The organism is Marinobacter salarius (genome assembly GCF_032922745.1).
In the GTDB taxonomy this organism is placed as follows: Bacteria; Pseudomonadota; Gammaproteobacteria; order Pseudomonadales; family Oleiphilaceae; genus Marinobacter.
On record NZ_CP136693.1, the window covers coordinates 2,975,488 to 3,001,227 of the forward strand.

Annotated in this window: 25 protein-coding genes; 17 read left to right on the forward strand and 8 right to left on the reverse strand. The window is 53.1% G+C overall.

Annotated elements, in window-relative coordinates; genetic code table 11:
- Positions 1-8: 8 nt before the first annotated feature.
- From R1T46_RS13700 to R1T46_RS13710, 3 genes are all read right to left on the reverse strand, one after another.
- Positions 9-407 carry a hypothetical protein gene (locus R1T46_RS13700; protein ID WP_317305831.1) on the reverse strand — a complete coding sequence of 133 codons (399 nt, stop codon included), beginning with the start codon at positions 405-407 and terminating at the stop codon, positions 9-11.
- 146 nt (positions 408-553) lie between these two features.
- Positions 554-2,101, reverse strand: coding sequence for a bifunctional GNAT family N-acetyltransferase/carbon-nitrogen hydrolase family protein (locus R1T46_RS13705; RefSeq protein WP_317305833.1), 1,548 nt, complete (start codon positions 2,099-2,101; stop codon positions 554-556).
- Between the two features lie 221 nt (positions 2,102-2,322).
- Complete coding sequence (locus tag R1T46_RS13710) at positions 2,323-3,246, reverse strand: hypothetical protein (RefSeq protein ID WP_317305835.1); 924 nt, start codon at positions 3,244-3,246, stop codon at positions 2,323-2,325.
- Between the two features lie 176 nt (positions 3,247-3,422).
- Here R1T46_RS13710 and R1T46_RS13715 point away from each other — a divergent pair, with 176 nt between their 5' ends.
- Complete coding sequence (locus tag R1T46_RS13715; RefSeq protein WP_317305837.1) at positions 3,423-3,974, forward strand: DUF4442 domain-containing protein; 552 nt, start codon at positions 3,423-3,425, stop codon at positions 3,972-3,974.
- Positions 3,975-3,986: 12 nt separating this feature from the next.
- Here the strand turns inward: R1T46_RS13715 and recQ are convergent, their stop codons facing one another.
- Positions 3,987-5,843, reverse strand: coding sequence for a DNA helicase RecQ (recQ, locus tag R1T46_RS13720; protein WP_317305838.1), 1,857 nt, complete (start codon positions 5,841-5,843; stop codon positions 3,987-3,989).
- 178 nt (positions 5,844-6,021) lie between these two features.
- Between recQ and R1T46_RS13725 the strand changes: the two genes are divergently transcribed.
- Together R1T46_RS13725 and R1T46_RS13730 are read left to right on the forward strand one after the other, a co-directional pair.
- Positions 6,022-7,233, forward strand: coding sequence for a lysophospholipid acyltransferase family protein (locus tag R1T46_RS13725; protein ID WP_317305839.1), 1,212 nt, complete (start codon positions 6,022-6,024; stop codon positions 7,231-7,233).
- Positions 7,234-7,248: 15 nt separating this feature from the next.
- Entirely contained in the window at positions 7,249-7,908 is a 660-nt protein-coding gene (locus tag R1T46_RS13730; RefSeq protein ID WP_317305840.1) for an alpha/beta hydrolase, read from the forward strand.
- Between the two features lie 51 nt (positions 7,909-7,959).
- On the opposite strand, the gene R1T46_RS13735 is transcribed toward R1T46_RS13730, so the two are convergent.
- A complete protein-coding gene (locus R1T46_RS13735; protein ID WP_317305842.1) occupies positions 7,960-9,375 on the reverse strand; it encodes a TrkH family potassium uptake protein in 1,416 nt (471 codons plus the stop codon).
- Between the two features lie 251 nt (positions 9,376-9,626).
- On the opposite strand from R1T46_RS13735, the gene R1T46_RS13740 reads away from it, so the two are divergent.
- From R1T46_RS13740 to R1T46_RS13760, 5 genes are all read left to right on the forward strand, one after another.
- Positions 9,627-10,172 (forward strand): porin family protein, encoded by a 546-nt coding sequence (locus tag R1T46_RS13740; protein WP_317305844.1) that lies wholly within the window; start codon positions 9,627-9,629, stop codon positions 10,170-10,172.
- A gap of 67 nt (positions 10,173-10,239) precedes the next feature.
- Positions 10,240-10,821: an ACP phosphodiesterase gene (locus R1T46_RS13745; protein WP_317305846.1), complete on the forward strand. Its 582-nt coding sequence runs from the start codon at positions 10,240-10,242 to the stop codon at positions 10,819-10,821.
- Positions 10,815-11,411 carry an ATP-dependent zinc protease gene (locus R1T46_RS13750; protein WP_317305847.1) on the forward strand — a complete coding sequence of 199 codons (597 nt, stop codon included), beginning with the start codon at positions 10,815-10,817 and terminating at the stop codon, positions 11,409-11,411. Before R1T46_RS13745 ends, R1T46_RS13750 begins: the two co-directional genes overlap by 7 nt.
- 98 nt (positions 11,412-11,509) lie before the next feature.
- Positions 11,510-11,911, forward strand: coding sequence for an antitoxin Xre-like helix-turn-helix domain-containing protein (locus R1T46_RS13755; RefSeq protein ID WP_292047256.1), 402 nt, complete (start codon positions 11,510-11,512; stop codon positions 11,909-11,911).
- A complete protein-coding gene (locus R1T46_RS13760; RefSeq protein ID WP_317305849.1) occupies positions 11,908-12,600 on the forward strand; it encodes an RES family NAD+ phosphorylase in 693 nt (230 codons plus the stop codon). Before R1T46_RS13755 ends, R1T46_RS13760 begins: the two co-directional genes overlap by 4 nt.
- Before the next feature lie 8 nt (positions 12,601-12,608).
- On the opposite strand, the gene R1T46_RS13765 is transcribed toward R1T46_RS13760, so the two are convergent.
- Positions 12,609-13,493, reverse strand: coding sequence for a LysR family transcriptional regulator (locus R1T46_RS13765; protein WP_317305850.1), 885 nt, complete (start codon positions 13,491-13,493; stop codon positions 12,609-12,611).
- Positions 13,494-13,596: 103 nt separating this feature from the next.
- Between R1T46_RS13765 and R1T46_RS13770 the strand changes: the two genes are divergently transcribed.
- The 8 genes from R1T46_RS13770 (at position 13,597) to R1T46_RS13805 (ending at position 21,881) form a co-directional block, all read left to right on the forward strand.
- Positions 13,597-13,839, forward strand: a complete 243-nt coding sequence (locus tag R1T46_RS13770; RefSeq protein WP_317305851.1) for a hypothetical protein — start codon at positions 13,597-13,599, stop codon at positions 13,837-13,839.
- Positions 13,840-14,248: 409 nt separating this feature from the next.
- Positions 14,249-14,782, forward strand: a complete 534-nt coding sequence (locus R1T46_RS13775) for a YfiR family protein (protein ID WP_317305852.1) — start codon at positions 14,249-14,251, stop codon at positions 14,780-14,782.
- Positions 14,779-16,233 (forward strand): ATP-binding protein, encoded by a 1,455-nt coding sequence (locus tag R1T46_RS13780; RefSeq protein ID WP_317305853.1) that lies wholly within the window; start codon positions 14,779-14,781, stop codon positions 16,231-16,233. The genes R1T46_RS13775 and R1T46_RS13780 overlap by 4 nt, the downstream gene beginning before the upstream one ends.
- A 24-nt stretch (positions 16,234-16,257) precedes the next feature.
- Positions 16,258-16,746: a response regulator gene (locus tag R1T46_RS13785; RefSeq protein ID WP_317305855.1), complete on the forward strand. Its 489-nt coding sequence runs from the start codon at positions 16,258-16,260 to the stop codon at positions 16,744-16,746.
- A gap of 10 nt (positions 16,747-16,756) precedes the next feature.
- Entirely contained in the window at positions 16,757-18,448 is a 1,692-nt protein-coding gene (locus tag R1T46_RS13790) for an EAL domain-containing protein (RefSeq protein WP_317305856.1), read from the forward strand.
- Positions 18,449-18,504: 56 nt separating this feature from the next.
- Positions 18,505-20,241, forward strand: coding sequence for a thiamine pyrophosphate-binding protein (locus R1T46_RS13795; RefSeq protein WP_317305857.1), 1,737 nt, complete (start codon positions 18,505-18,507; stop codon positions 20,239-20,241).
- A gap of 15 nt (positions 20,242-20,256) precedes the next feature.
- Positions 20,257-21,087, forward strand: coding sequence for a citryl-CoA lyase (locus R1T46_RS13800; protein ID WP_317305858.1), 831 nt, complete (start codon positions 20,257-20,259; stop codon positions 21,085-21,087).
- Positions 21,084-21,881 carry a hypothetical protein gene (locus tag R1T46_RS13805; protein ID WP_317305859.1) on the forward strand — a complete coding sequence of 266 codons (798 nt, stop codon included), beginning with the start codon at positions 21,084-21,086 and terminating at the stop codon, positions 21,879-21,881. The genes R1T46_RS13800 and R1T46_RS13805 overlap by 4 nt, the downstream gene beginning before the upstream one ends.
- Positions 21,882-21,895: 14 nt before the next feature.
- On the opposite strand, the gene R1T46_RS13810 is transcribed toward R1T46_RS13805, so the two are convergent.
- Together R1T46_RS13810 and R1T46_RS13815 are read right to left on the reverse strand one after the other, a co-directional pair.
- Positions 21,896-24,025, reverse strand: a complete 2,130-nt coding sequence (locus R1T46_RS13810) for a TonB-dependent receptor (protein ID WP_317305860.1) — start codon at positions 24,023-24,025, stop codon at positions 21,896-21,898.
- Between the two features lie 349 nt (positions 24,026-24,374).
- On the reverse strand, positions 24,375-24,518 hold the full coding sequence (locus R1T46_RS13815) for a DUF3703 domain-containing protein (RefSeq protein ID WP_407070145.1): 144 nt from the start codon (positions 24,516-24,518) through the stop codon (positions 24,375-24,377).
- 134 nt (positions 24,519-24,652) lie between these two features.
- Here R1T46_RS13815 and R1T46_RS13820 point away from each other — a divergent pair, with 134 nt between their 5' ends.
- The gene (locus R1T46_RS13820) at positions 24,653-25,450 is read left to right on the forward strand and encodes a tyrosine-type recombinase/integrase (RefSeq protein ID WP_317305861.1); all 798 of its coding nucleotides are present in this window, start codon (positions 24,653-24,655) and stop codon (positions 25,448-25,450) included.
- Positions 25,451-25,740: the final 290 nt, after the last annotated feature.

Consider the following 25,740-nt stretch of genomic DNA (forward strand, 5'->3'; position numbering starts at 1 on the left):
GGGTGGATTCAGGCCAATTGCCGAATGCTGGAGGCGGGCCCCGAGGAACGTCTGGATTTCAGCGTCTGTTTCTTGATTACCACCTCCCGAATGCGCCTGAGCTTTTCGCTCAGGGCAGACGAGCGGTTGTCATTGAGTTCTATGAAATCAACGGAATAGAAGAAATTGCTACAGTGCTTTCTGCGCTCCGTCACAAGGCCGGTGATGCCATCCGCCCTGATGTCGTCAAACGGCATCTCCATCACGAGATCCAGGATAACCGTATCACCGGGGTTGAATATCTTGTCCGTCTTCATCACACATCCGAAGTGATCCAGCCCGAAAAGCGCGGCCTGCACACGCTCTCGGCGGAATAGACCACGCTTGACGTGAAAATGTGCGACAAGATCCGGCAGTGCTTCGTTCATCTAAAAATGATCTCTATAGGCGCCCCGAGGGCGTCCAGATGACACCCCGAGGGGGTATTCCTGAAAGTATATGGTTAAACAATAGCCACACTCTGCCAGTTTGGCAACGTGTTCAGTGTCATACGATAGAGCCCTCAGGCGGTTCATCAACTGTTTTTATCATTTTGGCCCGTTTGTAGCGTGTTGAGCTCGTAAATATCCGTGCGCCGGTCTTTCAGGTTGGTCACAGAGCCTTCATTGCGCACCAGCTTCAGCTTTTCCAGGTCCATATCGGAAAACATGATCATTTCCGTATTCGGCGTGGTTTCCGCCATTACCGCATCGTGGGGGAACGCAAAGTCCGACGGCGAGAATACGGAGGACTGGGCGTACTGCACATCCAGGTTCTCAACCTTCGGAAGGTTACCCACACTACCGGTGATCACCACGTAACACTCATTTTCAATCGCACGCGCCTGGGCACAGTGTCGGACCCGGAGGTAGCCGTTCTTGGTGTCCGTCCAGAACGGCACCAGAATAATATCCACCTCCTCAATGGCAGCCAGGCGCCCCAATTCAGGGAATTCGATGTCGTAACAGATCATGATGGCCACGCGGCCGGCGTCGGTGTCAAACACCTGGAATTTTTCACCGCCCTCGATGACCCAGTCACGGCGTTCGTGGGGCGTGATATGGATCTTGCGCTGCTCATCCACTCGACCGTCGCGGTGGCAAAGATACGACACGTTGTAGACCCGATCATTTTCGAGCAGCGGCATTGAGCCGGTAATGATGTTGATGTTGTAGCTGACTGCCATTTCCGACATCTGGTTTCGGAACTGTTCAGTAAAGCCTGCCAGAAAGCGAATGGCCCGGGTCTGGTCCAATTGGTCGGTCAGGCCCATCAGCGGAGCGTTAAAGAACTCTGGAAACAGCGCGAAATCGCTCTTGTAGTCCGAGAGTGCATCCACAAAGTACTCCACCTGCTCCAGCACTTCTTCCACAGACGTAAACTCACGCATCTGCCATTGAACCGCACCCAAACGCACCTGTGTTTTCTTGACACTGAGTACCGGCGAGGGCGGGGTATAGAGGATGTTCCGCCATTCCAGCAGCGTCGCGTATCCCAGGGATTTTTCGTCTTCCGGCAGGTATTTGTGCATCAGCCGGGTGACCTGGAAGTCGTTGGACAGCTGAAAGCTGAGAATCGGATCGTAAATATCCTTGCGATCCACTCGCTGGATGTATTCTTCCGGGGAATGCTGGTCTGAATACTTGTGATACCCCGGAATCCGCCCACCTGCGAGGATGGCGCGCAGGTTCATGGATCGGCAGAGTTCCTTTCGGGCCTCATACAACCGCCGACCGAGGCGGTAGCCGCGATAATCGGGGTGGATAAATACATCGAGACCGTAAAGCGAGTCGCCCTTGGCGTTGTGCCATATCTTTTCGTTGCGCAGGATCAGGTCGTCGTAGGTATGGGGGTTGCTGAACCGCTCATACTTGACGCAAACCGTGAGGGCCACGGCCACCAGGTCACCGGATTCCTCGATACAGATCTGTCCATCCGGAAACTGCTGCACCAGAGCTTCAATCGTGTCCTCTGGCCAGGCACCGCCAATATCGTCATAAACCCTGTCCATCAGTCGCTGGAGCTGTGGGTAATCGTTACTGGTCAGGTTACGAAGGTTGAGGTGCAGTTCTTCGTGGGCCATATACGGCAGCTCCCGTTAGGTGTGGAAATGACGGCAAGAATTGTTGATTGCCTGGGTATTTTATCAGAGAGCGCTAAAGACTTCTTATTAGATAGAGCTAAGGACTTTGCAGCAAACGCCGAAAACCAGTTTATGAATAATCGGCAGCCGATACGCTGTTTGAATCGGTTGGTCACACACTGAGCCAGAACGTATCACGATTCAGGGTTTGAGTAGGACGCTTATTTTGGCCCGGATAATTTCCGGATTCGCCGTTGGAGTTCGAGGAGGGTGCGGCTGCCAATGGCCTGGGATTCCTCAGTCAGGTAGGGATTCTCCAGGACAAGGACGTTCCGGCTATGCAGGTTCAGCTCATTGATGGTCTGGCCATAGTATTGGTCCAGGTATGCGCCGAAGCTGCCATCGAAAATGGCGCGTTCCATACCCAATTGAAGCCGGTGAGCCGTTTCATGGTCGTGGCGGTTGACGAAGAAGTATGAGGGCATTGGGTAAGCCAATAGCAGGTCGGGTTCGATGACGAAGTCCTGATTGTTTTCAAGCTTCAGATCGAACATGACCTCACTGACACCCCGAGCGAAGCAGTCAAAACGATGATTTTCCAGCATGCGGAAAAGGATTTCGTAACGCGAGTGAGTCACCACATTGACTCCGTTGACCTGCAGAATCGCGGAGTCCGGCCAGTGTGCGCCCTGGCCGATGCGGATGCCGGCTTCCTGCAGGCTGCCGAGACTGCGGATACCCTTGAACCTGGGCAATGATTCCTTAAGCACGACACACACGCGAAGCCCCAGAAGCCCGCCATCAATCGGTATTGGTATCGCCTGCAGGTTCTCTTCCCTCTGGCTCGATGTTGCAACATTTGCGAGGTCGACCAAACCTGATTGCTGTCGCTCAAGTTCACGGATCACCCGGCCCTGGGCCATCTCCGGGGTACGGGTGATTTGATAGGAACCGTATTCCGGAGTCTTGTTCAAGGCGAGGGCGACCAGGGCACGTATGGGCGGGCTGTCGTAATTGCGGTACCACAGACGATATTCCCTTGCCTGTGTTTCTCCAGATGGGTATTCCGAAGACACACCGGTTCCCGGGCAAACCAGAAACAATGCCAGGGCCGTTAGCCAGCCATGCGCACGCCTCACTTTCATTGAAGACATACTCCCGCGTCCATTCGAGTTTCTTGTGGTTGCCCGTTTTGATATCAAAGCAGTTTAGGTGAATTTCCATGTCGGGGAAGGATTTGCCGTAAAAAATCCCAAAAACAGTTGCGATACCTTTCAAACGGTTGCAATCATGGGTGTTAAATCACTAACAGGTAAAAAACATGGCGTTCATCGACAATCTGATAGGTGCAACCGGCCATTGGGTGTCTGAGTCGGACCCTGGGGCGCGAATCACCCATCCGCTGGCATGGCTCCGTAAAACCAGTGGTTACGCGGCCGTTAACCGGATTATTGGCCTATCGATCCCGTTTGCACCACGGAATCGATTCAGTGTTGAGGAGATTCGCCCGGGGTTCGTTAAGGCAAGAATACGCCTGAAAGGCAATAAGAACCACTTTGGCAGCCTCTACGCTGGTGCCTACTTCCTCGTGGCGGAAATTCCCGGTGGCGTGTTGACGTTGTTTGATCTGGGGCCGGCTTATACGCCCATTCTCAAGGAAATGACGCTTCAGTTCCTGCAGCCGGCAAACTCCGACGTGTTTGTGGAGTTCTCACTGGACGCCGCCACGGTGGAAGACATCAAGGCTGAGGCCGATGCAACGGGTAGGGCTGCGTTTGAGCTGCAGGGCACACTGTACGACAGTGAAGGTAACCATGTGGCCACCTCCATGGCCCAATATCGAGTTCGCAAGAAAGGCTTCCAGGCGCAATGAGCTGAGGTCCATTCAGGCGCCGTCCAACTCCCGTAGGGCGGCGAGGAAAGTCTCCCCATATTTTTCGAGCTTTGCCGCACCCACGCCGTTTATCTCAGCCATTTCGGCAAGGCTGTTCGGCTTCTTGTCCAGGATCTCAAACAGCGTGGCATCGTGGAAAATCACGTAGGGTGGCACGCCTTTCTCATCCGCCAGCGATTTGCGACAGGCGCGTAGCGCTTCCCAGCCGGGTTTGTCCGTGATCTGGTCCGCGATCCTGCGGCGGCCGGCCCCTGATGATCCACGGCCACTGGAGGCTTTCACCACGGGATCTTTGCGTAATTGGATGGCAACCTCTCCCTTAAGTAGCGGGCGGCATTGCTCCGTAAGCTGCAACGCTCCGTAGCCTTCCGGGTCAGCCCTGAGGTAACCGTTGGCCACCAACTGACGGAACACGGACTTCCAGTCATTAGCCGACAACTCGGTACCAATGCCGTAGGTGGAAACCGTTTGATGGCCGGACTGCAGGATACGTTCGTTCTCAGAGCCGCGTAACACATCAATTAAATATGTGACCCCGAAACGTTGCCCGGTCCTGAAGACGCAGGATAGCGCCTTCTGAACGGCAACCTTACCGTCCCAGGTTTCCGGTGGGGTCAGGCAGGTATCACAGTTCCCGCAGGGCTGTTCAAGGGTGTCGCCGAAATACCGCAGCAACACCTGTCGCCGACAGCTTGTCACTTCGCACAGGCCTAGCATGGCATCCAGTTTCTGGCGCTCAACCCGTTTGAAGTGGTCATTGCCCATGGAGCTCTCGAGCATCTGTCGCAGTTTGATTACGTCCTGCAGGCCATACACCATCCAGGCGGTCGAAGGCTTTCCGTCACGGCCGGCTCGGCCGGTTTCCTGATAATAGGCTTCCAGGCTTTTGGGCAGGTCCAGGTGGGCGACAAATCGCACGTCGGGCTTGTCGATGCCCATGCCAAAAGCAATGGTGGCCACGATGATCACGCCATCCTCGCGAAGGAAGCGCTCCTGATGCCGCGCACGATCACCCGCATTGAGGCCCGCATGATAGGGCAGAGCGGTGTAGCCTTTGTCACTGAGCAGCTTCGCGGTGCTGTCGACTTTATTGCGGGAGAGGCAATAAACGATGCCACAGTCGCCATCATGTTCCGCTTTAATAAAATCCAGTAATTGTTTGTTAGCGTTGGTTTTTGGGGCAACCCTGTACTGGATATTCGGGCGGTCAAAGCCACTGATAAAATGTCGGGCTTCGGTCAGAGAAAGCCGTTCGGCGATCTCCTTGCGGGTGCGCTCGTCAGCTGTGGCGGTGAGCGCAATGCGGGGTACGTCCGGGAATTCATGAGCCAGCCGGCTTAGCTCCAGGTAGTCGGAGCGGAAGTCGTGCCCCCACTGGGACACACAGTGAGCTTCATCGATGGCAAACAGGGAAATGGATGCGTGATGCAACAGGTCCAGTGTTCGAGGCTGTATGAGCCGTTCCGGAGCACAGTAAAGAAGGTCGAGTTCGCCCGTCATAAGGGCGTTTTCAGTATCCCGGGCCTGTTCGAAATCCATGGTGGAGTTCAGAAACGCGGCCCTAACGCCCAGTTCTTTCAACGCCGCCACCTGATCCTGCATCAGTGCGATCAGCGGTGATATGACGATGGCCGTTCCGGCGCGAACCAGGGCTGGCACCTGATAACAGAGGGATTTGCCGCCGCCGGTGGGCATCAATACCAACGCATCGCCACCATTAACAAGTTCGCGGATAATGTCGCCCTGTAAGGGCCGGAAAGTCTCGTAGCCGAAAACACGATGCAGGACTTCTTCCGGGTCCTGGTCGGAAACACGGGGGCGCTCTGTGCTGAGTTGTGCAAAATCCATGAGTTGGCCAGCGGTTTTGGTTGTCGGTAAACGTTAGGGCGTTAGCTCGGATGTCAGAAAGTGCCGTTCTGGCAGGCGAGCCATCATACCAGAAACCGGCCAGGGAATCGGCGGAGACAAACAAACCTTATAAACGCTACAATGCGCCTTTTTTCTGCACCCAACAAACAGGAACTCCATGCAGGAATTTGACGCCATCCGACCTTACTCGGACGAGGAAACCGGAACCGCCATCAACAATCTGGTACGGGATCCGGAATTTCTGGACATGATTGGCCGCTTCAAATCGCCCACACTGGCCAAATGGGCACCGGCGGTTCTCCGGGTATGGGTCAAGCGCTGGCTGGCCAACCACTTCGGCGGGGTTACTCGTATCGATGATCTCCAGGCGCGATTGTCTGGTTACGTTGGCGAACTGGTTGATCACACAACGACCCGGGTTACCCACAGTGGACTGGAAAATCTGGACAAGCAGACCGCTTACCTGTTCATCTCCAACCACCGCGACATTGTGTTTGACCCGATGGTAGTCAATTACCTGCTGTTTGCGAACGACTTCAACACCACGCGTATTGCCATCGGCGACAACCTGCTGGCGAACCGCGTGTTTGCCGAGATGATGCGGCTGAACAAGAGTTTTGTTGTCCGCCGCAGCATGACCAGTCCGCGTGAAATGCGAGACGCCTACATCATGCTTTCGGCGTTTATAAATCACAGTATTGATAACAACGAGAGCATCTGGATTGCTCAGCGTGAAGGGCGCGCCAAAGACGGGCTGGATTTCACCGATCCCGCCATCGTCAAAATGTTTTATATGAGCCAAAAGAAAAGCGGGTTGGATTTTGGCGAAGCCATGAACCGGCTGCACATCGTTCCAGTCTCTATTGCGTACGAGTATGACCCGTGCGATATGGATAAGGCCCGAGAGCTGGAAACCCGCTCCCGCACGGGGAAGTACATTAAGGCGGAAGGCGAGGATACCGACCAGATTATGCGCGGGCTTACGGGATTCAAGGGGCATGTGCACGTACATTTTGGCGCGCCCATCGCGAATGCCGAAAACACGCCAAAGGAACTGGCTGCCCGGATCGATCGGGAGATGCATGCCAACTATCACTTGCACACGTCCAATCTGGTGGCCTATCAGCAACGGGGCATACACCCTGATTCACACGCCACCAGAGACTCTGTGAGCGATGCGGTCGTGACGGCAGAAGCCTGGTCAGCGGCGGAAATTGAAGCTGCTGAAGCGGAGATGGAGCGTCGACTTGATGCCTGCGACCCGGCGATTCGGCCCTATCTGCTGGATATGTACGCCAACCCGGTGGTGACAGCACTTGAGGCCCACAATGGCAATGGCGCGACGAATACACCAACGGAACAATCCTGATACCCGAGGTATTTTGTGCAAGAACTTCAATATATTGAATTTGAAACCAATCCCCATCCTACTGCTGCCGTTATCTGGCTGCATGGCCTTGGAGCCAGTGGCCATGATTTCGAGCCGGTAGTGCCGGAGTTGGGGTTGCCCGACAATGCAGCTGTTCGGTTCATTTTTCCTCACGCCCCCAACATGCCGGTCACCATTAACGGTGGAATGACGATGCCAGCCTGGTACGACATCAAGGCAATGGATATTGATCGAGTGGTGGACACCGATCAGTTGATGGCCTCGTCAGACGCGGTTGCAAAACTGGTGGACCGGGAAATTGAGCGTGGCGTGAAGAGCGAGAACATTGTGATTGCCGGATTTTCCCAGGGGGGCGCCGTGGCCTACGAGCTTGGGTTGAGCTATCCGAAGCGCCTGGCGGGCATTATTGCCCTGTCAACATACTTTGCCACGGCGAAGACTGTGAAGTGCTCAGAGGCGAATCGTGATATCCCGATCCGGATCTATCATGGCACCTTTGACCCCATGGTACCGGAGGCCCTGGGCCGGCAAAGCGTGGAAAAGCTGCAGGACATGGGGTTTGAACCCACGTATGAGACCTATCCGATGGAACACAGCGTGTGCATGGAAGAGATCGTGGATATCGGTAAGTTCCTTCGCGATAACGTGCTGTAAAGCTCGCCTGCCGTTCGATTGGCGAAGCCTAAGCAGGGCAGGTTGCCTCGCTTAGCTTCGCCAGAACGCTGGTGAAAGCACAATCACCACGCTCAGTATTTCCAGACGCCCCATCAGCATACCCACCGATAGAATCCATTTGGCAAGCTCCGGGAGCGGTGCAAAAGTGCCCGCTGGCCCAATTGTGTCGCCGAGCGCCGGGCCGACGTTGGTCAGCACGGTGAGTGCTCCGGACAGGCTGGTGATAAAGTCCAACTGCAGAGCTGCCAGCGCGACCGTTATGATCAGCAGGCACAACAGAAAGATAAAGGTGTAGGCAATCATCGAAGCGATAATTTCGTCGCTGACCGCGCGGCCATTGTAGTTGCGGGTGAATATGGCCCTGGGATGCAGCAGCCGCATCAGCTGCTCCCTCAGTACGATCAATGAGAGCTGGAAGCGGAACACTTTCATGCCCCCGGCTGTTGAGCCGGAGCACCCGCCGATAAACATCAGAAAGAAAAACAGCACAAACGCAAGTGGGCCCCACGCAGAGTAATCTTCCGAGGCATAGCCTGTTGTTGTGACCACAGACGTGACATTGAAGAGTGTCGACACGTAGCCGTTAACGAGGTCGAACTCCACTGGTGAGACGTACCAGCGGTAAAGAGTCAGTAAGGCAGGTACCACCAGCAGGATGGTCACGAACAGCCGCACCTGCTGATCCCTGAACAGCACGCCGTGCTGGCCATGCATTTCCCGGACAAAAAGAAAGAACGGCATGCTGCCGATCATCATGAACAGGGTGGCTTCCAACAGAATCAGGTTGGAGTCGAACTTGCCCATGGACAAGTCGGATGTGGAGAAGCCACCGGTCGCAATACTCGTCAGGCCATGGTTGAACGCATCAAACAGGCTCATACCGGACAACCAATAGGTCGTTACCGCAAGCACCGAAAACACCACGTAAACCAACAGCAGGCCCCGACTGAGGGTTTTCATTCGCGGCAGGGCCTTGTCAGTCCATTCTGAAGATTCCGTTGCAAAAAGCCGCATGCCGCCCACGCGGAGGAAGGGCAATACGGCAACGAACATGCCGATGATCCCGATGCCACCAATCCATTGCAGTACAGAGCGCCAGAGCAGTAGGTCCTGATCCATGGTGTCCAGGCCGGTAAGCACCGTGGCTCCGGTGGTGGTGATGCCGGATGTGCCTTCGAAAAAGGCCTCGCCGAGGGTGAGCCCCAGATCACTGAGATAGAACGGGAGCGAGGAGAGCAGGGCGATAATAAACCAGCTGGAGACGGTCAGCACGAACATGTAGCGGGGCTTCAGGTCTCTTGGCTGGCGATAGGTCGTGAGGATGCCCAGTAGTCCCGAGCCAAAACATATAGCCGCAGACTCCGCAAACGCCATGGCATTCGGCGATTCAGAAGTTACGAGAAGAAGCACAGGTAAGGTCATGAAAATACTAAGAAGTATAAACATGACGCTCATGATAAAGATTACGGGGTTCAGGTTTCTCAAAGGACGCTCTAGCCGGCTGAACAGAGAGACGGCGTCAGAATACATGCGGCTTGGGGCTTTCGCAAGGTGGAACCCGAAGTGTGTCAGGGTCTTACAGGTACATTAAATCGCTGTAAATTCCGCGTAAATAAGGATCCTGCCGCTGGTGTTTGTCGTCAGCCTGATGCAACTTCGGATTGTGAGTCCGGTTTGGAATCAATAGGAGTATTCAAATGAAAAAGCCAATTGCACTGATGCTTGGTCTTTCCGCAGTACCTCTGATGGCGTTCTCCCAAAGCGCCTCCGCTGATGTCTACAAGTCTGGCGGCGGTAGCCTCTATGCCGGCCTGAACTACAGTTTTATCAATATCGAGAGCGGCGGCGACGACGTTGATGTTGGTACGCTGTCCGCGAAGGTTGGCGGCCTGGTGACGCCCTTTTTCGGGCTTGAAGCCCGCGGTGGTTTTGGTGTGGACGATGATCGTACTGGCGGCGTCGATTACTCGCTGGACAATTTTTTCGGCGGCTACGCCACCCTGAATCTGGCGAACGAATCGCCTGCAACACCCTACGTCATTTTCGGTGTTACCCGAGTTGAAGTGGAAGCGGAGTCGTTCCTGGGTACTACCACCGAGGATGAGTCGGACTTTTCCTATGGCGCTGGTGTGAATGTTGAGCTGTCACCGGAAGTGTCTGGCAACGTGGAATACATGCGTTACTATGACAAGGATGGCTCCACCGTTGACGGCCTGGGCCTGGGCGTTACCTTCAACTTCTGATCGGAGCGCTCTGCAGACAGCAACCTTGGCGGCGGAGGCCTGTTCGCCGCCGTTATTGGGAGTCAGCTTGAATCACCTTGCTCATCTCTTCCTTGCCCCGGATTCCCCCAAGGCTCGTGTGGGCAGCCTGCTGGGGGACTTTGCGCGAGGCATTGTGCCGGACGAACTGCCCCGGGAAGTGAGAGTGGGGCTGCGGCATCACAGGGCAGTGGATGCGTTTACCGACCAGCATTCACAAGTCATTGCCAGCAAGCGGTTATTCTCCCCTCAGCGCCGACGTTTCTCGGGTGTGGCGCTGGATATCCTCTACGATCACTACCTGTTAAGAAACTGGCAATGCTTTAGTCATGTGGATTCCGATACCTTTATCGATCAGGTCTATCGGGAACTCGATGAAAACGCGTCGTTAATGCCTGACAGAATGCAAAGGGTGACTCAGCAGATCGTTCTCCACGACTGGTTCCACTCATACCAGGATATTGACAACATTGGGTATGCTCTGGACCGGGTCGCCAATCGCATACGGTTCAGGAATGCGTTCAGCGGAATCATCGAGGAGATCAAAACCCACGACCAGGAACTCGAACGCAGGTTCCTGAGCTTTTTTCCTGAACTCAAACACTACGCCACAAAGGATTTTGAATGTTGACGGACTCCAAGAGATACGTTGTCGCTGCGCTTTTCGCGTTCCTGATCCCCTCCATCGCCATGGCTGAGAGCAGCAGTAATGAAAACGCTGTGCCAGAGCGACTTGGCTTTGTTGAATGGCTTGTACTCGAGGGCACGGGCCTGCGTATGAAGGCCCGGCTGGATACCGGGGCCAAAACCTCGTCACTGCATGCCGTCAATGTTGAACCGTTCATGAAAGGTGATGAAGAGTGGGTCAGTTTTCAGTTGCCGCTGGCTGATCACCAGGATGAGGACGACGCCGACGGCAAGAATCTGGAAGAGGTAATTCTGGAGTTCAGCCTGCCTGTTGAGCGTACGGTTAAAATCAAGCGCAAGGGCGCACCCTCGCAGCGTCGGTTTGTGGTGGTTATGGATTTCTGTATTGCGGGTACCAGTCACAAGACCGAGTTCTCGCTCACGGACCGTGGGAAATTTTCCTATCCGGCATTGTTGGGTCGACGGTTCATGCGTGACGACAACATCCTGATTGATTCGGCGGACGCCTTCATCGCGAAACAGGACTGCGAGTACAAAAGCCTGGCCGACGTGGCTGAAAAACACGCTGGGTGAATTGCCCGGAGATTCTACGCGTAGACAGTTAGTTTGTTGGAGTCTACAATGATACCATGTGTTCAGTGGGCAAAAGCCCGAAAACAGTGGTGTCTGTTATGAGTAACGCGCAGAAACTCGCAACCGTTGAAAAAAACAACGTCTCCGGCGTTGGCCTGAAGACTGTGTTTAATATTCTGGACCGCTGGGGTTGTTCTGCAGAGCAGGTACAGAAAATCCTCCAGATCTCCCGCCCAGCGTATTACAAGTATCGTAAAGCGCCGGAGCAGGCGAGCCTGACCCATGACCAGATTGAACGTCTCAGTTATCTGGTCAACATTCACGGCTGCCTGCGGATGATCTTCGAGAATCCGAAGAATGTTTACGGCTTTATGGCGCTGAAGAATGACAATCCATACTTCAACGGCAAAAGCCCACTTGAGATTATCAGCACGGGCCAGTTTGCTGCTTTGTATGAAACGTTCAGGCGTATCGATGTATTGCGCGGAGGGCTCTGGTGAGTCAGGAATTGCCGCCAACGATCACACCCGAGAGCATTACCGGGTTCCGCCTGATCAACTCGAGGTTTCCGCCCATCAGTCTGTTTGATGATGTGGCGGATGAAGATGAGTTTGATGCGCTCTACGAACTTCAAGCGCTCACCAACCCCCGTCTTCAAACCGAGTTGGGTAATCTAAACCTGATCCGCAAAGCGGAGATCCCTTTCGGAATTCCTGGCTGCTCCTACGCCACTGGCCCGTTTACCCATGTAAACCCGGAAGGCAGCCGCTTCAGCGATGGCCAGTACGGTGTTCTGTATATGGGGGAGAGCATCGATACAGCGATAGCGGAGGTGGCCTATCACCAGTCACGCTACTGGCAGGGCGTTCACGGTTTGGACTACGACCGGCTGGTGTTCCGGGGGCTTAAGTGCAAGGTAGGGACGATGACCCTGCACGACGCCACGACCCTCTCCTTTGGGAGCGCCATCTACGATGCTGACAGCTACGCGGCTTCACGGAGTTATGGTCGCAGGCTCTACAGGGCAGGGTCGGAAGGGCTTCGGTATCACTCTGTTCGAAAACCCGGCGATACCTGCTGGGGATTATTCACTCCCAGGCACGTCCGCAGTGTTATCCAGGCGGCGCATTTCGAGTTTATCTGGAACGGTGAGAAAATCAGCTCGGTGAATAAGTTCACCAAGGCGTGAAAATACCGTTACGGTTTCCATTCACTTACGATCAAATCGAACAGTGCCCGCAATTCTGAACGTTCATAGTTTCGCACGCCGCATATCAGATTGAGGTTGGTGATCATCTCAGGATCATCAAAAATACGCACCCCTCCTCGGCTCTGTGATTGTTCCGCGAACTCCCGCTCGACAAGCCCAAACCCCATGCCGGATTTGACCATAACCACCGTGGAATACTCGTCGTCGGAACTGGTGGCCGCTTCGGAGAGGCTTGCCTGAGGGCCAAGCAGGTCCTTCATGAAATCAAAAAAGGGGCAGTCCCGGTTGGGCCAGACCCAGGGCAGGCGCCGACGTGACTCGAAGTCGGCCGGTAGGGTGTCGAGCTCCGTATCCGCAGGGCCAACAACGGAAATACGCACTGGCGTGAGTGGCACCACCTTCAACCTCGGGTCCTCGCAGTTCCCATAGACATACCCCAGATCCAGCTCTTCCGAAAGCACTTGCTCGACAATCTGGGTTGACGACCGGGTTTTCATTTCCAGATTGAGATGAGGGAGAGCGTCCGTCTTCCGCCGGAGCACTTCGTCTACGCGAAGGTATTCAGGCGGTGAGTTGAGTCCAAGGCGGAGTGTTGCGTGAGGCATCGAGCGCAAGGAAAGCGCAGTGTTACGTACATCCTCTACGGCGGTAAACACCTGGCGAACGGGCATGAGCAATCGTTCGCCCGCCGCGGTCAGGGACATTCCCTGCTTACTCCGCTCGAACAACTGGACCTCGAACTCGTCTTCAAGCTGGCGCAGGTGTTCACTCACTGCCGATGGGGTTGAATGGCGGCGAGCGGCTGCGCGAGTCAGGTTGGACTCTTCAGCTACCAGGAGAAAGGACTTGAGCCTGTCCAGCTTTATGTTCATATTTTTCGAACACCAGGTTCATATATTGTCGATAGACGACCTAATAAAGCGGGTCGAGAATGGTTTCATTGTAGTCATCGTTCATATTTAAAGGAAGATGGAAATGAAAGCCACTCTCGTCAATCAACCACTCGGACAAGCACCATCGATTGCCTGTGTTCCCTCAAAGAGCACTATTCTGAGACGGGCCATTGCTGCCATCAAACGCTATGCGGGACGTTGGAGTCGCCGGTACCAATTGAGGAAGTCGCTGTATGAAATGGACACGCGACTGATCGAAAAGGACATAGGGCTACCCTATGGCGGCCTTTCAGAGGAAGCGCATAAGCCATTCTGGCGCGATTAGTCACCACACTGAGCCCCTGCACTAGGGCTCAGTGGCACGTCTTCCAGAACGGGCTGTGTGCCTCTCGCACCAGTTCAGCTCTGGTTGTTCCGATGTCCCATGCCAATCGGTCCAATTCTCTCATCGGCATTCCCCGCAGGCGTCTTCTCAGGCGCGTGCGGGTTTTTTGGTTCTCAATATAGCGTTTGAGCCTTCGAAACAGGACTGTGTCGATGTTCATATTCCACCTCCGGTGCTTAATAAAATTCTATTGCTCCGGTGTTGGCGAAACAGACACAGATGGGTGCTATTGGGGGAGTACAGATTTACAATACAGTTGACGCCAGCGAAACGGGTGCTAACCTTCCGTAGGTGCCGGGCTCCCGTATAATTTATTTATCAACATGACTATTCGTTTCGTGGCCAACTTGTGAGGGATCACCTGAAATATCTTGTTTCCCTAGTCCTCAGCCTGTGTCTCAGCCTGGCGTCTGCGCATGCTTCCATACGCTCGGAGTATGAAGTCAAAGCTGCGTTCCTCTATAACTTCACACGCTTTGTTACCTGGTCAAATGGGGCAACCGTTTCGGGGCCTCTTGACGTGTGCATCTATGGTGATGATCCCTTTGGTAATCTGCTTGACCCCTTGCGAGGTCGTAAATCCCAAGGCAGGGAGCTTAAGCTTCGATACCCTAACAAACTGGCCGATATAGTTGGATGCGACGTACTTTTTATAGGCCAGTCTCAGTCCAGAAATGTCGACGAACTGCTTAAAATGGCCCAGAGCCAAAAAGGCGTACTGACGGTTAGTGATCTGCCAGACTTCACACGCAAGGGCGGCATTGTCGGTTACGTGAAACAGGGCAATGTCATTCGCTTTGAAATCAGCCTGAATGCCGCGATGGAAGCAGGCCTGACCATTAACTCCAGGCTTCTGGAGCTAGCGGTGAGGGTCCTACGATGATTGGGCAGTGGCGATACTGGCGACTTAAAACCAAACTGCTTTTCCTCACGCTGTTCACCAGTGCGCTCGGCATTGCCCTGGTCTGTGCGAGCCTCATCTTTGTTGAAAATCAGAATTACCGGAAACAGCTCGAATCTGAGCTACACGTCATAGCCAGCATTCTGGCGGAGCAGTCCGCGGCCGCCCTGGTGTTTGAGGATAACCAACAACTGAGCAATATCATCGCCAGCCTGAAACGTATCGACACCATCCGGCAGGCCTGTGTTTACGACCAGCAGGGGAACGTGATGACTTCCCTGGCAGGGCGGCAGCAGATGCAATGCCCCAAGGCTGGCCCGCAGTTGGAAGTAGGGTTCGTCGGGGACGCGTATCGGTTAATGATGCCCGTCACACTGGACAACGAAGTGGTGGGGCAGCTTTTCCTCGCATCACACCTTGAAGTTTTGCGAGGCCATATCCGGACCTTCGTATTCGTTGCCTCTGGTATTGGTGCGGTAATCCTGATCGCGCTGGTGTTTTTAGCTCTCAGGTTACAGAGAATTGTGTCCGAACCCATTCTCAAGCTTTCAGAGACTGCCGAGCGCATTGCCCAGGACCACGACTATTCCATTCGTGCGCCGGTTTCCGGCACCGACGAACTCGGGCGTCTGGGTAACACCTTCAACGAGATGATCAGCACTATCCAGCAACAGAACCACCGCATCCTGGAGAGTCGCGACAGCCTCGAGCGCATTGTCGAGGCCAGGACCTCCGAGCTGAGCATGGCCAATCGCGAACTGGAGGCTTTCAGTTACTCGGTCTCTCACGACCTCAGGCAGCCCCTGAGAGCCGTTGAAGGGTTTGGGCAGGCCTTGGAGGAGGATTGCGGTGACCAGTTAAATGACATCGGTAAGGATTACCTGAAGCGAATCCGTGCGGCGAGTGTACGGATGGCGGGGCTCATCGATGGGCTACTCATTCTCTCCCGAGTCAGCCGACAATCCATGGAGAACCAGACGATAGACTTGAGTCAACTGCTGGAAGAAATTACGGAAGAACTGCAAGACATCAGTGATGAGGTGCCAACGGAAATTCTCATACAGCCAGGTATGTGGATTGTCGGCGATAGCCGGATGCTGCGTGTTGCGTTCCAGAACCTGCTTGCGAATGCATGGAAATACAGTGCCAAAGAAGAAAAACGGGTCGTCCAAGTGGTGTCTAGAAGGGAAGGGCGCTGGGTCTCTATTGAGGTTCGTGATAACGGTGTCGGCTTCGATATGAGGTACATCGACAAACTGTTCGTGGCATTCAATCGGCTTCATACGCCGTCGGAGTTCGGCGGCACGGGTATTGGTCTTGCGACCGTATATCGTGTGGTTCGCCGACATCATGGTGATATTTCCGCCACGTCGCAATTGGGTGAGGGTGCGAGTTTTGTTGTGAAGTTGCCTGTTGCCGAAGATCAGGGCTAGACTGTAGTCAGGTTTAACCCATTTATGCAATTCGTTGAAAGGGCAAATAAAAACATGGATGGCCACTCAATCCTTGTGGTTGAAGACAACCCGGATGATCAGGTTCTGGCAGTGCGTGCTCTCAAGAGTGCGAGCGAGAACAGCCCAGTTATTGTATTGGAAGACGGGCAGGAAGCCCTTGATTTCCTGTTTGGCGACGATGCCAGGCACCCGTGTAAAGATTTGGATTCGCTCGGTCTTGTTTTGCTTGATGTGAAGCTTCCGAAGGTCAGCGGCCTGGAAGTTCTAAAAGGAATTCGCTCCTCGCCACTCACCAACTGGTTGCCAGTCGTGATGGTTACGTCCTCTGATGAACCGGCAGACCTTTTGGATGCCTACCGTCTGGGAGCCAATAGCTTTATCACCAAGCCGATCAATTATCGGGAGTTTACGGAACAAATGAAGTTGCTTGCCCGCTATTGGCTCTTTGTTAATAAAGTACCCAAGGCGGGTGCGGTTCGCTCGTTTAAATAAGGTAAGGCCATTGACAGACACAGCCAGCCCCCTACGGATGTTGATCGTCGAAGATTCAGAAGACGATGCTCTGCTTCTACTGCGAGAGATGCGCAAAGGAGGCATAGCCCCCTATCATGAATTGGTGGACAGCGAAGACCGTCTATCCTATGCGCTTCGCCGGGGAAAGTGGGATATCGTCATTACCGACCACAACATGCCTGGCTTCTCTTCCTTTCGGGTGTTGGAGCTAACCAAGAAATACTGCAAAGACCTGCCAGTAATCATTGTATCCGGAACCATCGGCGAGGGCGTTGCCGTTACGGCAATGAAAGCCGGTGCGCAGGATTACATCATGAAAGATAACCTTTCCCGTTTGATTCCCGCCATTGACCGGGAAGTACGGGAAGGATTCATGCGCCAGGCCAAGCGTGTTGCGGAAACGGCTCTGGAGCATATGGCCTATCATGATAGCCTTACCGATCTTGTGAACCGTCGGGAGTTTGAACGGAGGCTGGTACAGGCGCTTGAAGACACCCACAAGACTGGCAGCCAGCATGTACTGCTCTATCTCGACCTTGACCAGTTCAAGATCATAAACGATACCTGCGGCCACGTAGCTGGCGATCACTTGCTTAAGCAGGTCGCCGGGCTGCTGTCACATCAAGTTCGCACTGACGACACCCTGGCTCGCCTCGGAGGCGACGAATTCGGAGTGCTGTTGCGAGGTTGTGACGCGGTTCATGCGCAGAAGGTGGCCGAAAAGTTGTGTGAAGAGGTTCACGAATTTAGGTTCGTGTGGCAAAACAAGCCGTTCTCGGTGTCGCTCAGTATCGGGATGGTTGTGATCAACGAACACTACAACAGCGCCGGGGAGCTTCTCAGCCATGCCGATCTGGCGTGCTACGCCGCCAAGGATCGGGGCCGCAACAATGTCCAGCTATACGAAACCAACGACATTGAGATGCAGCAACGCGAGCGGGACATGAACTGGACCAGCCGCATCCAGCAAGCTCTGCAAAACAACAGTTTCTGCCTCTGGCATCAGGAGATGGTTGCCCTTCAGCCAGACGCGTCTGACGGTTTTAGAACTGAATTCCTGGTCCGCTTGAAAGAGGGGGATGATATCGTGCTCCCCGGCGCCTTTATTCCCGCGGCAGAACGCTTCAACCTGATGACAAGGATCGACCGAAAAGTCATCGAACTGGCATTCGAGTACCTTAACCGCACGGGCCTTGGCCATGAGAGCACGGGAACCTTCTTTATCAATTTGTCTGGAAGTTCGTTCAACGAACCGGAACTGTTTCTGTACATCAGCCAATTAGCGGAGCGTTACAAGCTGATCCCGGAGCGTATCTGCTTTGAAATCACTGAAACTTCCGCAATTGCTAATCTAAATGCGACTCAGAGCTTCATCAATTCCGCCAAAAGCAGAGGGTTTAAATTCGCGCTTGATGATTTTGGCGCGGGCATGAGTTCGTTTTCCTATCTGAAAGCCCTGCCAGTGGACTACCTGAAAATTGATGGTGGTTTCGTCCGCAACTTGCTGGACGACCCTATTGATTTATCCATAGTCGACGCATGTAACCGTATCGGTCACTCTGCTGGACTCAAGACGGTTGCCGAGTTCGTAGAGAACGATGAGGTGAAAGCCCGCCTGATTGAACTGGGGCTCGATTACGCCCAAGGGTATGGGATTGCCAAACCTCGACCGCTGGAATAGTTAACCTTCCGTCTTCATTTACACTTCAATGGACGTAACCTCCAAAAGGATTATCAATGCTCGAAAATAGTGACTTGATACTGCGCTATCTGGAGCGTCTAGGTGTTGAATATGTGTTTGGCGTTCCTGGTGGGAGCATTGAGCCATTTTACGATGCGTTGGCAAGAAGTGAACGCCGGGGCGGCATTCGGACCATTACTGCTCGTCACGAATCTGGCGCTGCATTCATGGCAGAAGGTTATGCCCGTGAAACGGGAAAAATAGGCGTTTGTTGTTCCACTGCTGGTCCGGGCGCTACGAACCTTTTAACCGGCGTTGCATCAGCCTACGCGGACGGCATTCCCATTCTTGTCATAACAGCGCAAACAGCTCTGGACAAGTTTGGCCAGGGTTCATTGCAGGAAACGTCTTGCACGGGAATTCATACAGTCGAGATGTTTGCCAGATGTACCCGTTACAACACCCTGGTATCGCATCCCGCGCAACTTGAAACCAAACTTCTCCAGGCTATAAGCCATGCAATGAGCAATCAACCCGGGCCGGCACACCTTGCGATCCCCCTGGATGTGATGCGACATCGGATTCCGGATAACGTGATGGACGGAGAACTGAACGCGTTCACAAACCACAAAGTAGCACCAAATGAAGGGTCTATTCAGTCAGCGTTGACAGAGCTGGATTCAAACAAGAGAGTAACCCTGGTTCTGGGTGAGGGTGCAGCGGAAGCGACTGACGTTCTCGTCCGGATCGCGGAGTCCAGAAGTTGGTTGATGGTTACAACGCCACGCGGGAAGGGCCTGGTAGATAGCTGTCATCCGCTCTACCGGGGCGTATTTGGATTTGCCGGGCACGATAGTGCCTCTGAAGCCCTTAAGATCGACAATGCTGACCGCGTGGTCGCTATAGGTACAGCACTGGATGAGGTGTCTACCTGCGGATGGGATCCTACAACGATACTTTCTGACCGGCTGATTCATATTTCAAATAATCCAGCACACCTAAGCCGCTCTACCATGGCAAAGTTGGTGGTGCTGGGTTCGCCAGAGTTTCTTTTCGAATCGCTGGCAAAAACCTGGGGGGTCGGTTCAAAGAGACGAACCAGCAGCTCCGTATCCATTGATGATTGTCTACCATTTAACACCAGATTTGACGACCCGGATAAGTGTTTCGATTGGTCTGGACGCATAAAGTGTCAAGCACTGATGACCTATATGAGCCGAGTCTGTCCCCAGAGTGCACGGGTTTTAATGGACACCGGGAACAGTTTCCTATGGGGAATTCACTACTGGAATGTCAGGCGTTTCAACGAAATGCCGCCAAAAGTAAATCACTTCCATATTGGGCTTGGCTTTGCAGCCATGGGTTGGGCAATAGGCACCTCGGTTGGCATGGCCGCTGCAAATCGTCAGCATCCGGTGGTCTGTTTCACCGGGGACGGCAGTTACCTCATGTCTGGCCAAGAGCTGACCATAGCGCTCCAGGAAAACCTTAACGTTCTCATGTTCGTTCTCAATGACGCTTCATTGGGTATGGTTAGCCATGGACAGAAGTTAAGTGGGGGAGAGCAGGTAGCAACTCGTCTACCAAGTGTCGATTTTTCAATGATGGCCCGGGCATTGGGGGTCGAATCCTACCGCGCCGAATCGATGGAACAATTAGCGGACCTGGATATAGCAGAGATTTTGTCTCGACCGGGCCCGTGCCTCGTGGACGTCATCGTTGATGGTGACCAAGTACCACCTTTGGGTTCAAGAATGAAAGTATTAACTAGCTCAATACAAACTGACGAGTAGAGTAGGGGAACCGGCGTGTCATCAGATTATGTTTATCACTCAAATTTCTGGCTTGAAGAACCGGAAGAGTCCAATCCGTTCGCTGCGAAGGCCTGCTATTGCCACGGGTACGACGTGTATGGCCAAGTCATCGCGAAGGCAAGCTGGTTTGAATACCTTTTATTGATGTTCAAGGGTGATCGACCGCAGTCTGGCGAAGTCGCATTACTAGAAAAGCTCGCCCTGGTCCTTGCAAACCGGGGCCCCAAAGAGGCTAGTATTCGTGCTGCAATGAATGGCGGCGTTGCAGGAACCAACCACAGCTCGGCACTTATGTCGGCAATGGCGGTTGGGTCCGGTCTCTATGGTGGTTCGCAGGAACTTGAGATCTGTATGCGTTTATGGCGGGAGTGTGAACAGGACGTTGAGCGTTGGAAAGCCCGCCTTCAGGCTCCTCAGGAAGACGAAAGGGCCGATATATGGCCTGCTATCGAGCATCCACCGGGCTTTGATCCCAATGGCGATAACATACCGACGACACTCCTCCAATCGTTGGAGCTTTTGGTTGAGTTCGCTCCAGACGATGGAGCTTTGGCTTGGTTGCAGAACCACCGTGACACTCTGGAGGAGTTCTTCCATTGCCCCATTTCTATCACTTCGGTAGCGGCTGCGGCATTCGTTGATCTGGGGCTGGATAAAGATCAGGGCAGTATGCTTTACCTAATGCTTCGACTGCCAGGTGCGGCTGTTCATGCATTGGAACAACGGAAAATGGGATGGAAAAAGTTCCCATTCTACAGCTCTGCCATTGAACTGGACGACGATCCCGGCCCTTACAACGAGCGTGATCAGGAGGGCAACCAATGAATCATGAGCGACTTTATAAGACCGAAAGCCGTTTGGTAACCCGTATCGGAAAGGCCTTCTTGACAGAACGGGTGGTCATGCATGGGAAAGATCTCCATCATGAGCTTGACCATCTCGAGTGGTTGCATCTGTATATTTACGCCATCCTTGGAAGGGATCCCGGCAAAAACGTTGCGAACATGTTGAACTGTTACTGGGTAGGTAGTAGCTACCCGGATCCATCCATCTGGCCAAACCATGTTGCAGCTCTAGCGGGTTCCGTTCGGACAACGCCATCACTAGGCATGATGGCGGGGTTGAGTATTTCTGAAGCATTTATATATGGCCGTCGACCCGAAGTCCGGGCGCTTGATTTCTTTTACAGGGCAAGCAACTGGTGTGATGAGGATGGAAAACTGGAGGAGTTTGTTGACCATGAGAAAAACCTCGGGCGCATCCTTTTCGGCTACGGACGCCCACTGGCGACAACAGATGAACGTATTGTCTTCACGCTGGACAAGGCAAAAGAATACGGTTTCTCTGAGGGACGCCATTTAAAAATGGCGTTTGCTGTCTACGAACACGTTAACAAGAAGTACGGATATTCAATGAACGTTGCTGCCGTGCACGCAGCTCTGGCTGCGGACATGGGGTTTACTTGTGAGGAGTATCAGCTGATTTTGTCGCCTGGTTTTGTCACGGGAATGGCTCCATGCTTTAAGGATGCGCGAAGTCGGCCAGAGGGCAGCTTCTTCCCGATTCGTTGTGAGAGCATTGTCTACAACGGTGTAGATAAACGAGATTGGGAAGACTAAATTCGAACGACACATCAGAACGTGTAGTAGAGCTCGCCTACGAGTCGACGCCCCGGCATCGGGAAGTCGTTTGGAATGGGCGGTCGCGGATCAGCATAGGGGCTCGGATCTCTTACATCCTCATCGAAGATATTCTTTACGGATAAAGAAAGATCCAGCCCACGCCACAAACCTTTTGTTCGGAGGGTCATGTCCACTGTAGTGGAATCTGGTACAGGTTCGCGTAGGTCCGTTGCAGTCCTTTTTTGTTCACCCACCCAATTCACCTGTGAACTCAAAAACCACTGGGAAGACAAGGACCAATCAGCCCGACCGTATACTTGGTGGTTGGGCGCGTCACCCACGGACTGCCCGTTACGTTCATCTTTAGCGTTCTGATACGCGTAGTTGGCCTTTAGCGACAGATCGTCAGAAACTTGATAAGCCAGCTCGAATTCACCTCCATGTCCGGTCCTCTGGCCGGCATTGCGATATTCAGTCGCAATAAGCCCAGAGATCGGAACAGCGTTGATGAGGTCATCAATTTCATAATAGAAGAGATTCAGAGCATACAAGACGCGCGATGTAACCTGATGAGACATCCCAATCTCGTAGGTATCTATGGTTTCTGCGTCGAGTTTGTTATTTCCCATGAACACAGGGTTATTCGATACATATAGCTCGTTCAATGACGGAGCACGAAAGGCACGACCGTACAAAAGTTTGGTCGTGATCGTGTCGGTCGTGGCCCATATGAGGGCTGCCCGAGGATTAATTGTGCTGCCGAAATCCGAGTAGTCGTCAAATCGTATACCACTGACCAATTGCCAGTTCTGCGCCAGCTTCCACTCGTCTTGAACGAATATGTAATAATTTGTACGATCTTCCTCCGGCATCCAGATCTCACTGGGGTCGCCTGACACATCAACTACATTGCCCTTGGGGCTAAAATCCGGGTTAAAGTTCTTGCGTTCAGTAACCTCATAAAGGTCGGCCCAAAAGGTACCAAAGCCGGTATGTATGCGATGATTCTTGAGGCCTCGATAAACGGCACTCAGATCCAACCGAACCTGATTTTCCTTGTACCCAGGACTACCAATCAAACCATCAGGGAAGTTTCCATCGAATGCGCCTGGCGGGTAGAGCACTATGTCATTTTCAGGCTCTTGAGTAATATTTAAATACGATACCCTGGCCTCCAAATCGAGCCCGTCAGCGATATCGGACCAGCGGTGGCTATAATCGAGGTTTATCCGACGAGACGAGTATTGGCCTTTGGGATCCAATGCTTGAGCTAAGCCTGGGCCAGTGCCGAGATTACTTCTGTCTTGCAAGCCAGCACGCAACGTCCATTGTACATTGCCCATTTCAAAACGGGCATCGACCTGATCTCTCCCGGTATTCACGGGGCCAGGCGCAAGAGAAGCTGAAGTGCCAAAGGTTTCATCAAAGTTTGTTTGCGCATCGCGCTCAATGATGTCGTCCCAGCCATCTGTTGCTTGGTATTCGAGCACTAAGCTATAGCCCAAATCACCCATTTGATGGCCTGATTCTAGCCAACCACCACGCGTCTCGTTGCTACCTAGCCTGCCACCAACCGTTTGTCCCTCAATTGATTGAGGTCCCTTTGTTGTGATGTTGATAACGCCGGAGTACGCGTCTGCACCGTAAAGTGCTGAGCCTGGCCCCCTGATAACCTCAATCCGTTCGATCACCTTCACGGGCATGCCACCCCAGGTGTTGCCCCGGTTCCCGTACATCATAGTGGTGGTCGGAATGCCGTTGATCAGCAAAAGTGCTTGCGCGTTGTTACTTGAGGTTATACCTCGAAAAACATACTTCGGAGAAAATCCCTGATCAGAGTGGTTCACATGAAGCCCAGGCACGGTTTCGAGCACCTGGTCCAGGTCCGTGGTGCCCATAGCCGCGATGTCGTCTGCATTTATCACCGATGTGATCGCAGCAGCCTTATCCAGGGGGGTTTCGGTTCCGGAAGCAATCGAGACAACGCGAATTTGGCCGAGCTCTTCCAGGGAAATGTCCCAAAGAGATTCATCTACTGCAACAACATGGGGGGAAACTGAATAGCAAATAACGGCGGCAATCACCCTGGAAACCATCTTGGGGCGTAGGGTTCTGCTTAGGGGCGATAGACGTTGCTGCATGCGCAATCTCAGCACTTTACTCTTAATATTATTTGAAACGATTCAGTCAATGATTGCACTCCGGGACCTGCTACTGACAAACCCGACGGTTATCTGCCAGGGAAGGCACACTTTTTAGCCAAATGGCGACTAAAAATGCAAGCTGAATAGGAGTTTAGCTGCATTCATCGTATAAGCAAGTATAAGCGGCCCAAGAACTCACACCCGCATTACCTGGCAGGAGGAGGGGGAGCAGGGAACCACCGTTGACCATTTTATACTGCTATCAAATTTCGCACACATGACACGGTCATATTTCTCGCAACATTATGTAAACGACAATCGCAGTTCGGGTGTTTAATTTATCAAGCTACTGACGATTCACTTCGTTAAGCACACGTGCCAGATCTTCAGGCAAAGGCATCGGTGTAAACGCACTGACGTTCGCACGCCCGGTATTTTCAACCGGAACCCATTGCAGAAAAGAGAGAATCGGCCGGTGTGGGTGGGCGATGTGTTAAACCAACAACTTCTACATTTAACATAATATACATTATGCGCAGTATAGTATGCTTGGAAATAACATTATTACGGATTTTATTTGCGCTCCCCCCTTCTATGCCAACGCATTACCAGGAGCCTCCTTAAATGAGTAAAACTGGCCAGGCACGCGTGTTGACGCCCGAACAGTTCGGCCACCTCTTGAGCGTGATCCGGGAACATCGCTATCCTGAAAAGAATACGGCGTTGGTTCAGATCAGCTTCAAGCTCGGGCTGCGAGTCCAGGAAATCGCGCTTTTACAGATCAAAGACGTTGCCGAACTCGGCCCTGACACTTCTGGCCAGTGTTCGTTCAAGCTCAGAGAAATCCTGGCGTTGCCTGCGGCTTACACTAAAGGTGCCGATGCGCTGAGGCGATCCAAATCCACGTACCAGCGGCGTCGAATCAGTTTTAGTGTTCACGATTTTCACCAGCTTGTTCAGCGAATTGAAACCATGGCTAAGGCCGGCGCCGAGATCAAACCGGAGGATTTTTATCCTGAGGTGAACAAGCACCGTGGTAAATCGCGCGATCTTCCGATGAATGACGCAGCACTGAGAACTGCTATAGAAAATTACCTTGCGATCCGTCTGGCAGCAGATCCTTCGGTGAAAAAGACTGATCATCTATTCCTGACTCAAAAAGGAGGCCCTTACTCTCCCAACACTCTCCAGGAACACTTAGCTCTGATGCAGAGGCATTGGGCAGGTATTGAGCGAGCGAGCTCCCACAGTGGCCGGCGGACGTTAATGACAAATATCATTCATGACCAAAAGAAGTCAGTGAAAGTTGCGCAAAAAATCGCTGGCCATGTTTCACCTTCAACGACGCTCATTTATGAAGAACCTCCTGAGGAGTCCATTAAGGAAGCGTTGCAGGATGCCGGGTACAAATATGTTGGTTAGTCCAGCAACTGAATAAACTTTAAAGCGCAGTCGTTATTATTGTTCAAACGCCCCGAATGCCCCCTGGTTTGCGAACCTGACCGTTTAAAATTTTCAGCTCACTTGTCGTGAGTCTTGTGAATAGCGCCGGACACACTGATAGCTGCCCTGCCCCTCCAGATCGACTCATATGACGACTCTGGCGCACCAAACGTGGATTTCATGGCTATCGGGGATGCCTTGGTGACTGAAGAGCGAAGTTGGGTTTGGTCGCAAAGCGAACACGAGGTGATGTCCAATCACAGTCTAGG

Excerpts from the sequence above, each read along its gene's own strand:
- R1T46_RS13785 (WP_317305855.1), top strand. The coding sequence starts at position 16,258 with ATGCAATTCGTTGAAAGGGCAAATAAAAACATGGATGGCCACTCAATC.
- R1T46_RS13700 (WP_317305831.1), bottom strand. The coding sequence starts at position 407 with ATGAACGAAGCACTGCCGGATCTTGTCGCACATTTTCACGTCAAGCGT.
- R1T46_RS13755 (WP_292047256.1), top strand. The coding sequence starts at position 11,510 with ATGAGTAACGCGCAGAAACTCGCAACCGTTGAAAAAAACAACGTCTCC.
- R1T46_RS13810 (WP_317305860.1), bottom strand. The coding sequence starts at position 24,025 with ATGCAGCAACGTCTATCGCCCCTAAGCAGAACCCTACGCCCCAAGATG.
- R1T46_RS13750 (WP_317305847.1), top strand. The coding sequence starts at position 10,815 with ATGTTGACGGACTCCAAGAGATACGTTGTCGCTGCGCTTTTCGCGTTC.
- R1T46_RS13765 (WP_317305850.1), bottom strand. The coding sequence starts at position 13,493 with ATGAACATAAAGCTGGACAGGCTCAAGTCCTTTCTCCTGGTAGCTGAA.
- R1T46_RS13705 (WP_317305833.1), bottom strand. The coding sequence starts at position 2,101 with ATGGCCCACGAAGAACTGCACCTCAACCTTCGTAACCTGACCAGTAAC.
- R1T46_RS13820 (WP_317305861.1), top strand. The coding sequence starts at position 24,653 with ATGAGTAAAACTGGCCAGGCACGCGTGTTGACGCCCGAACAGTTCGGC.
- R1T46_RS13735 (WP_317305842.1), bottom strand. The coding sequence starts at position 9,375 with ATGTTTATACTTCTTAGTATTTTCATGACCTTACCTGTGCTTCTTCTC.
- R1T46_RS13710 (WP_317305835.1), bottom strand. The coding sequence starts at position 3,246 with ATGAAAGTGAGGCGTGCGCATGGCTGGCTAACGGCCCTGGCATTGTTT.
- R1T46_RS13795 (WP_317305857.1), top strand. The coding sequence starts at position 18,505 with ATGCTCGAAAATAGTGACTTGATACTGCGCTATCTGGAGCGTCTAGGT.
- R1T46_RS13715 (WP_317305837.1), top strand. The coding sequence starts at position 3,423 with ATGGCGTTCATCGACAATCTGATAGGTGCAACCGGCCATTGGGTGTCT.
- recQ (WP_317305838.1), bottom strand. The coding sequence starts at position 5,843 with ATGGATTTTGCACAACTCAGCACAGAGCGCCCCCGTGTTTCCGACCAG.
- R1T46_RS13770 (WP_317305851.1), top strand. The coding sequence starts at position 13,597 with ATGAAAGCCACTCTCGTCAATCAACCACTCGGACAAGCACCATCGATT.
- R1T46_RS13725 (WP_317305839.1), top strand. The coding sequence starts at position 6,022 with ATGCAGGAATTTGACGCCATCCGACCTTACTCGGACGAGGAAACCGGA.
- R1T46_RS13805 (WP_317305859.1), top strand. The coding sequence starts at position 21,084 with ATGAATCATGAGCGACTTTATAAGACCGAAAGCCGTTTGGTAACCCGT.
- R1T46_RS13780 (WP_317305853.1), top strand. The coding sequence starts at position 14,779 with ATGATTGGGCAGTGGCGATACTGGCGACTTAAAACCAAACTGCTTTTC.
- R1T46_RS13740 (WP_317305844.1), top strand. The coding sequence starts at position 9,627 with ATGAAAAAGCCAATTGCACTGATGCTTGGTCTTTCCGCAGTACCTCTG.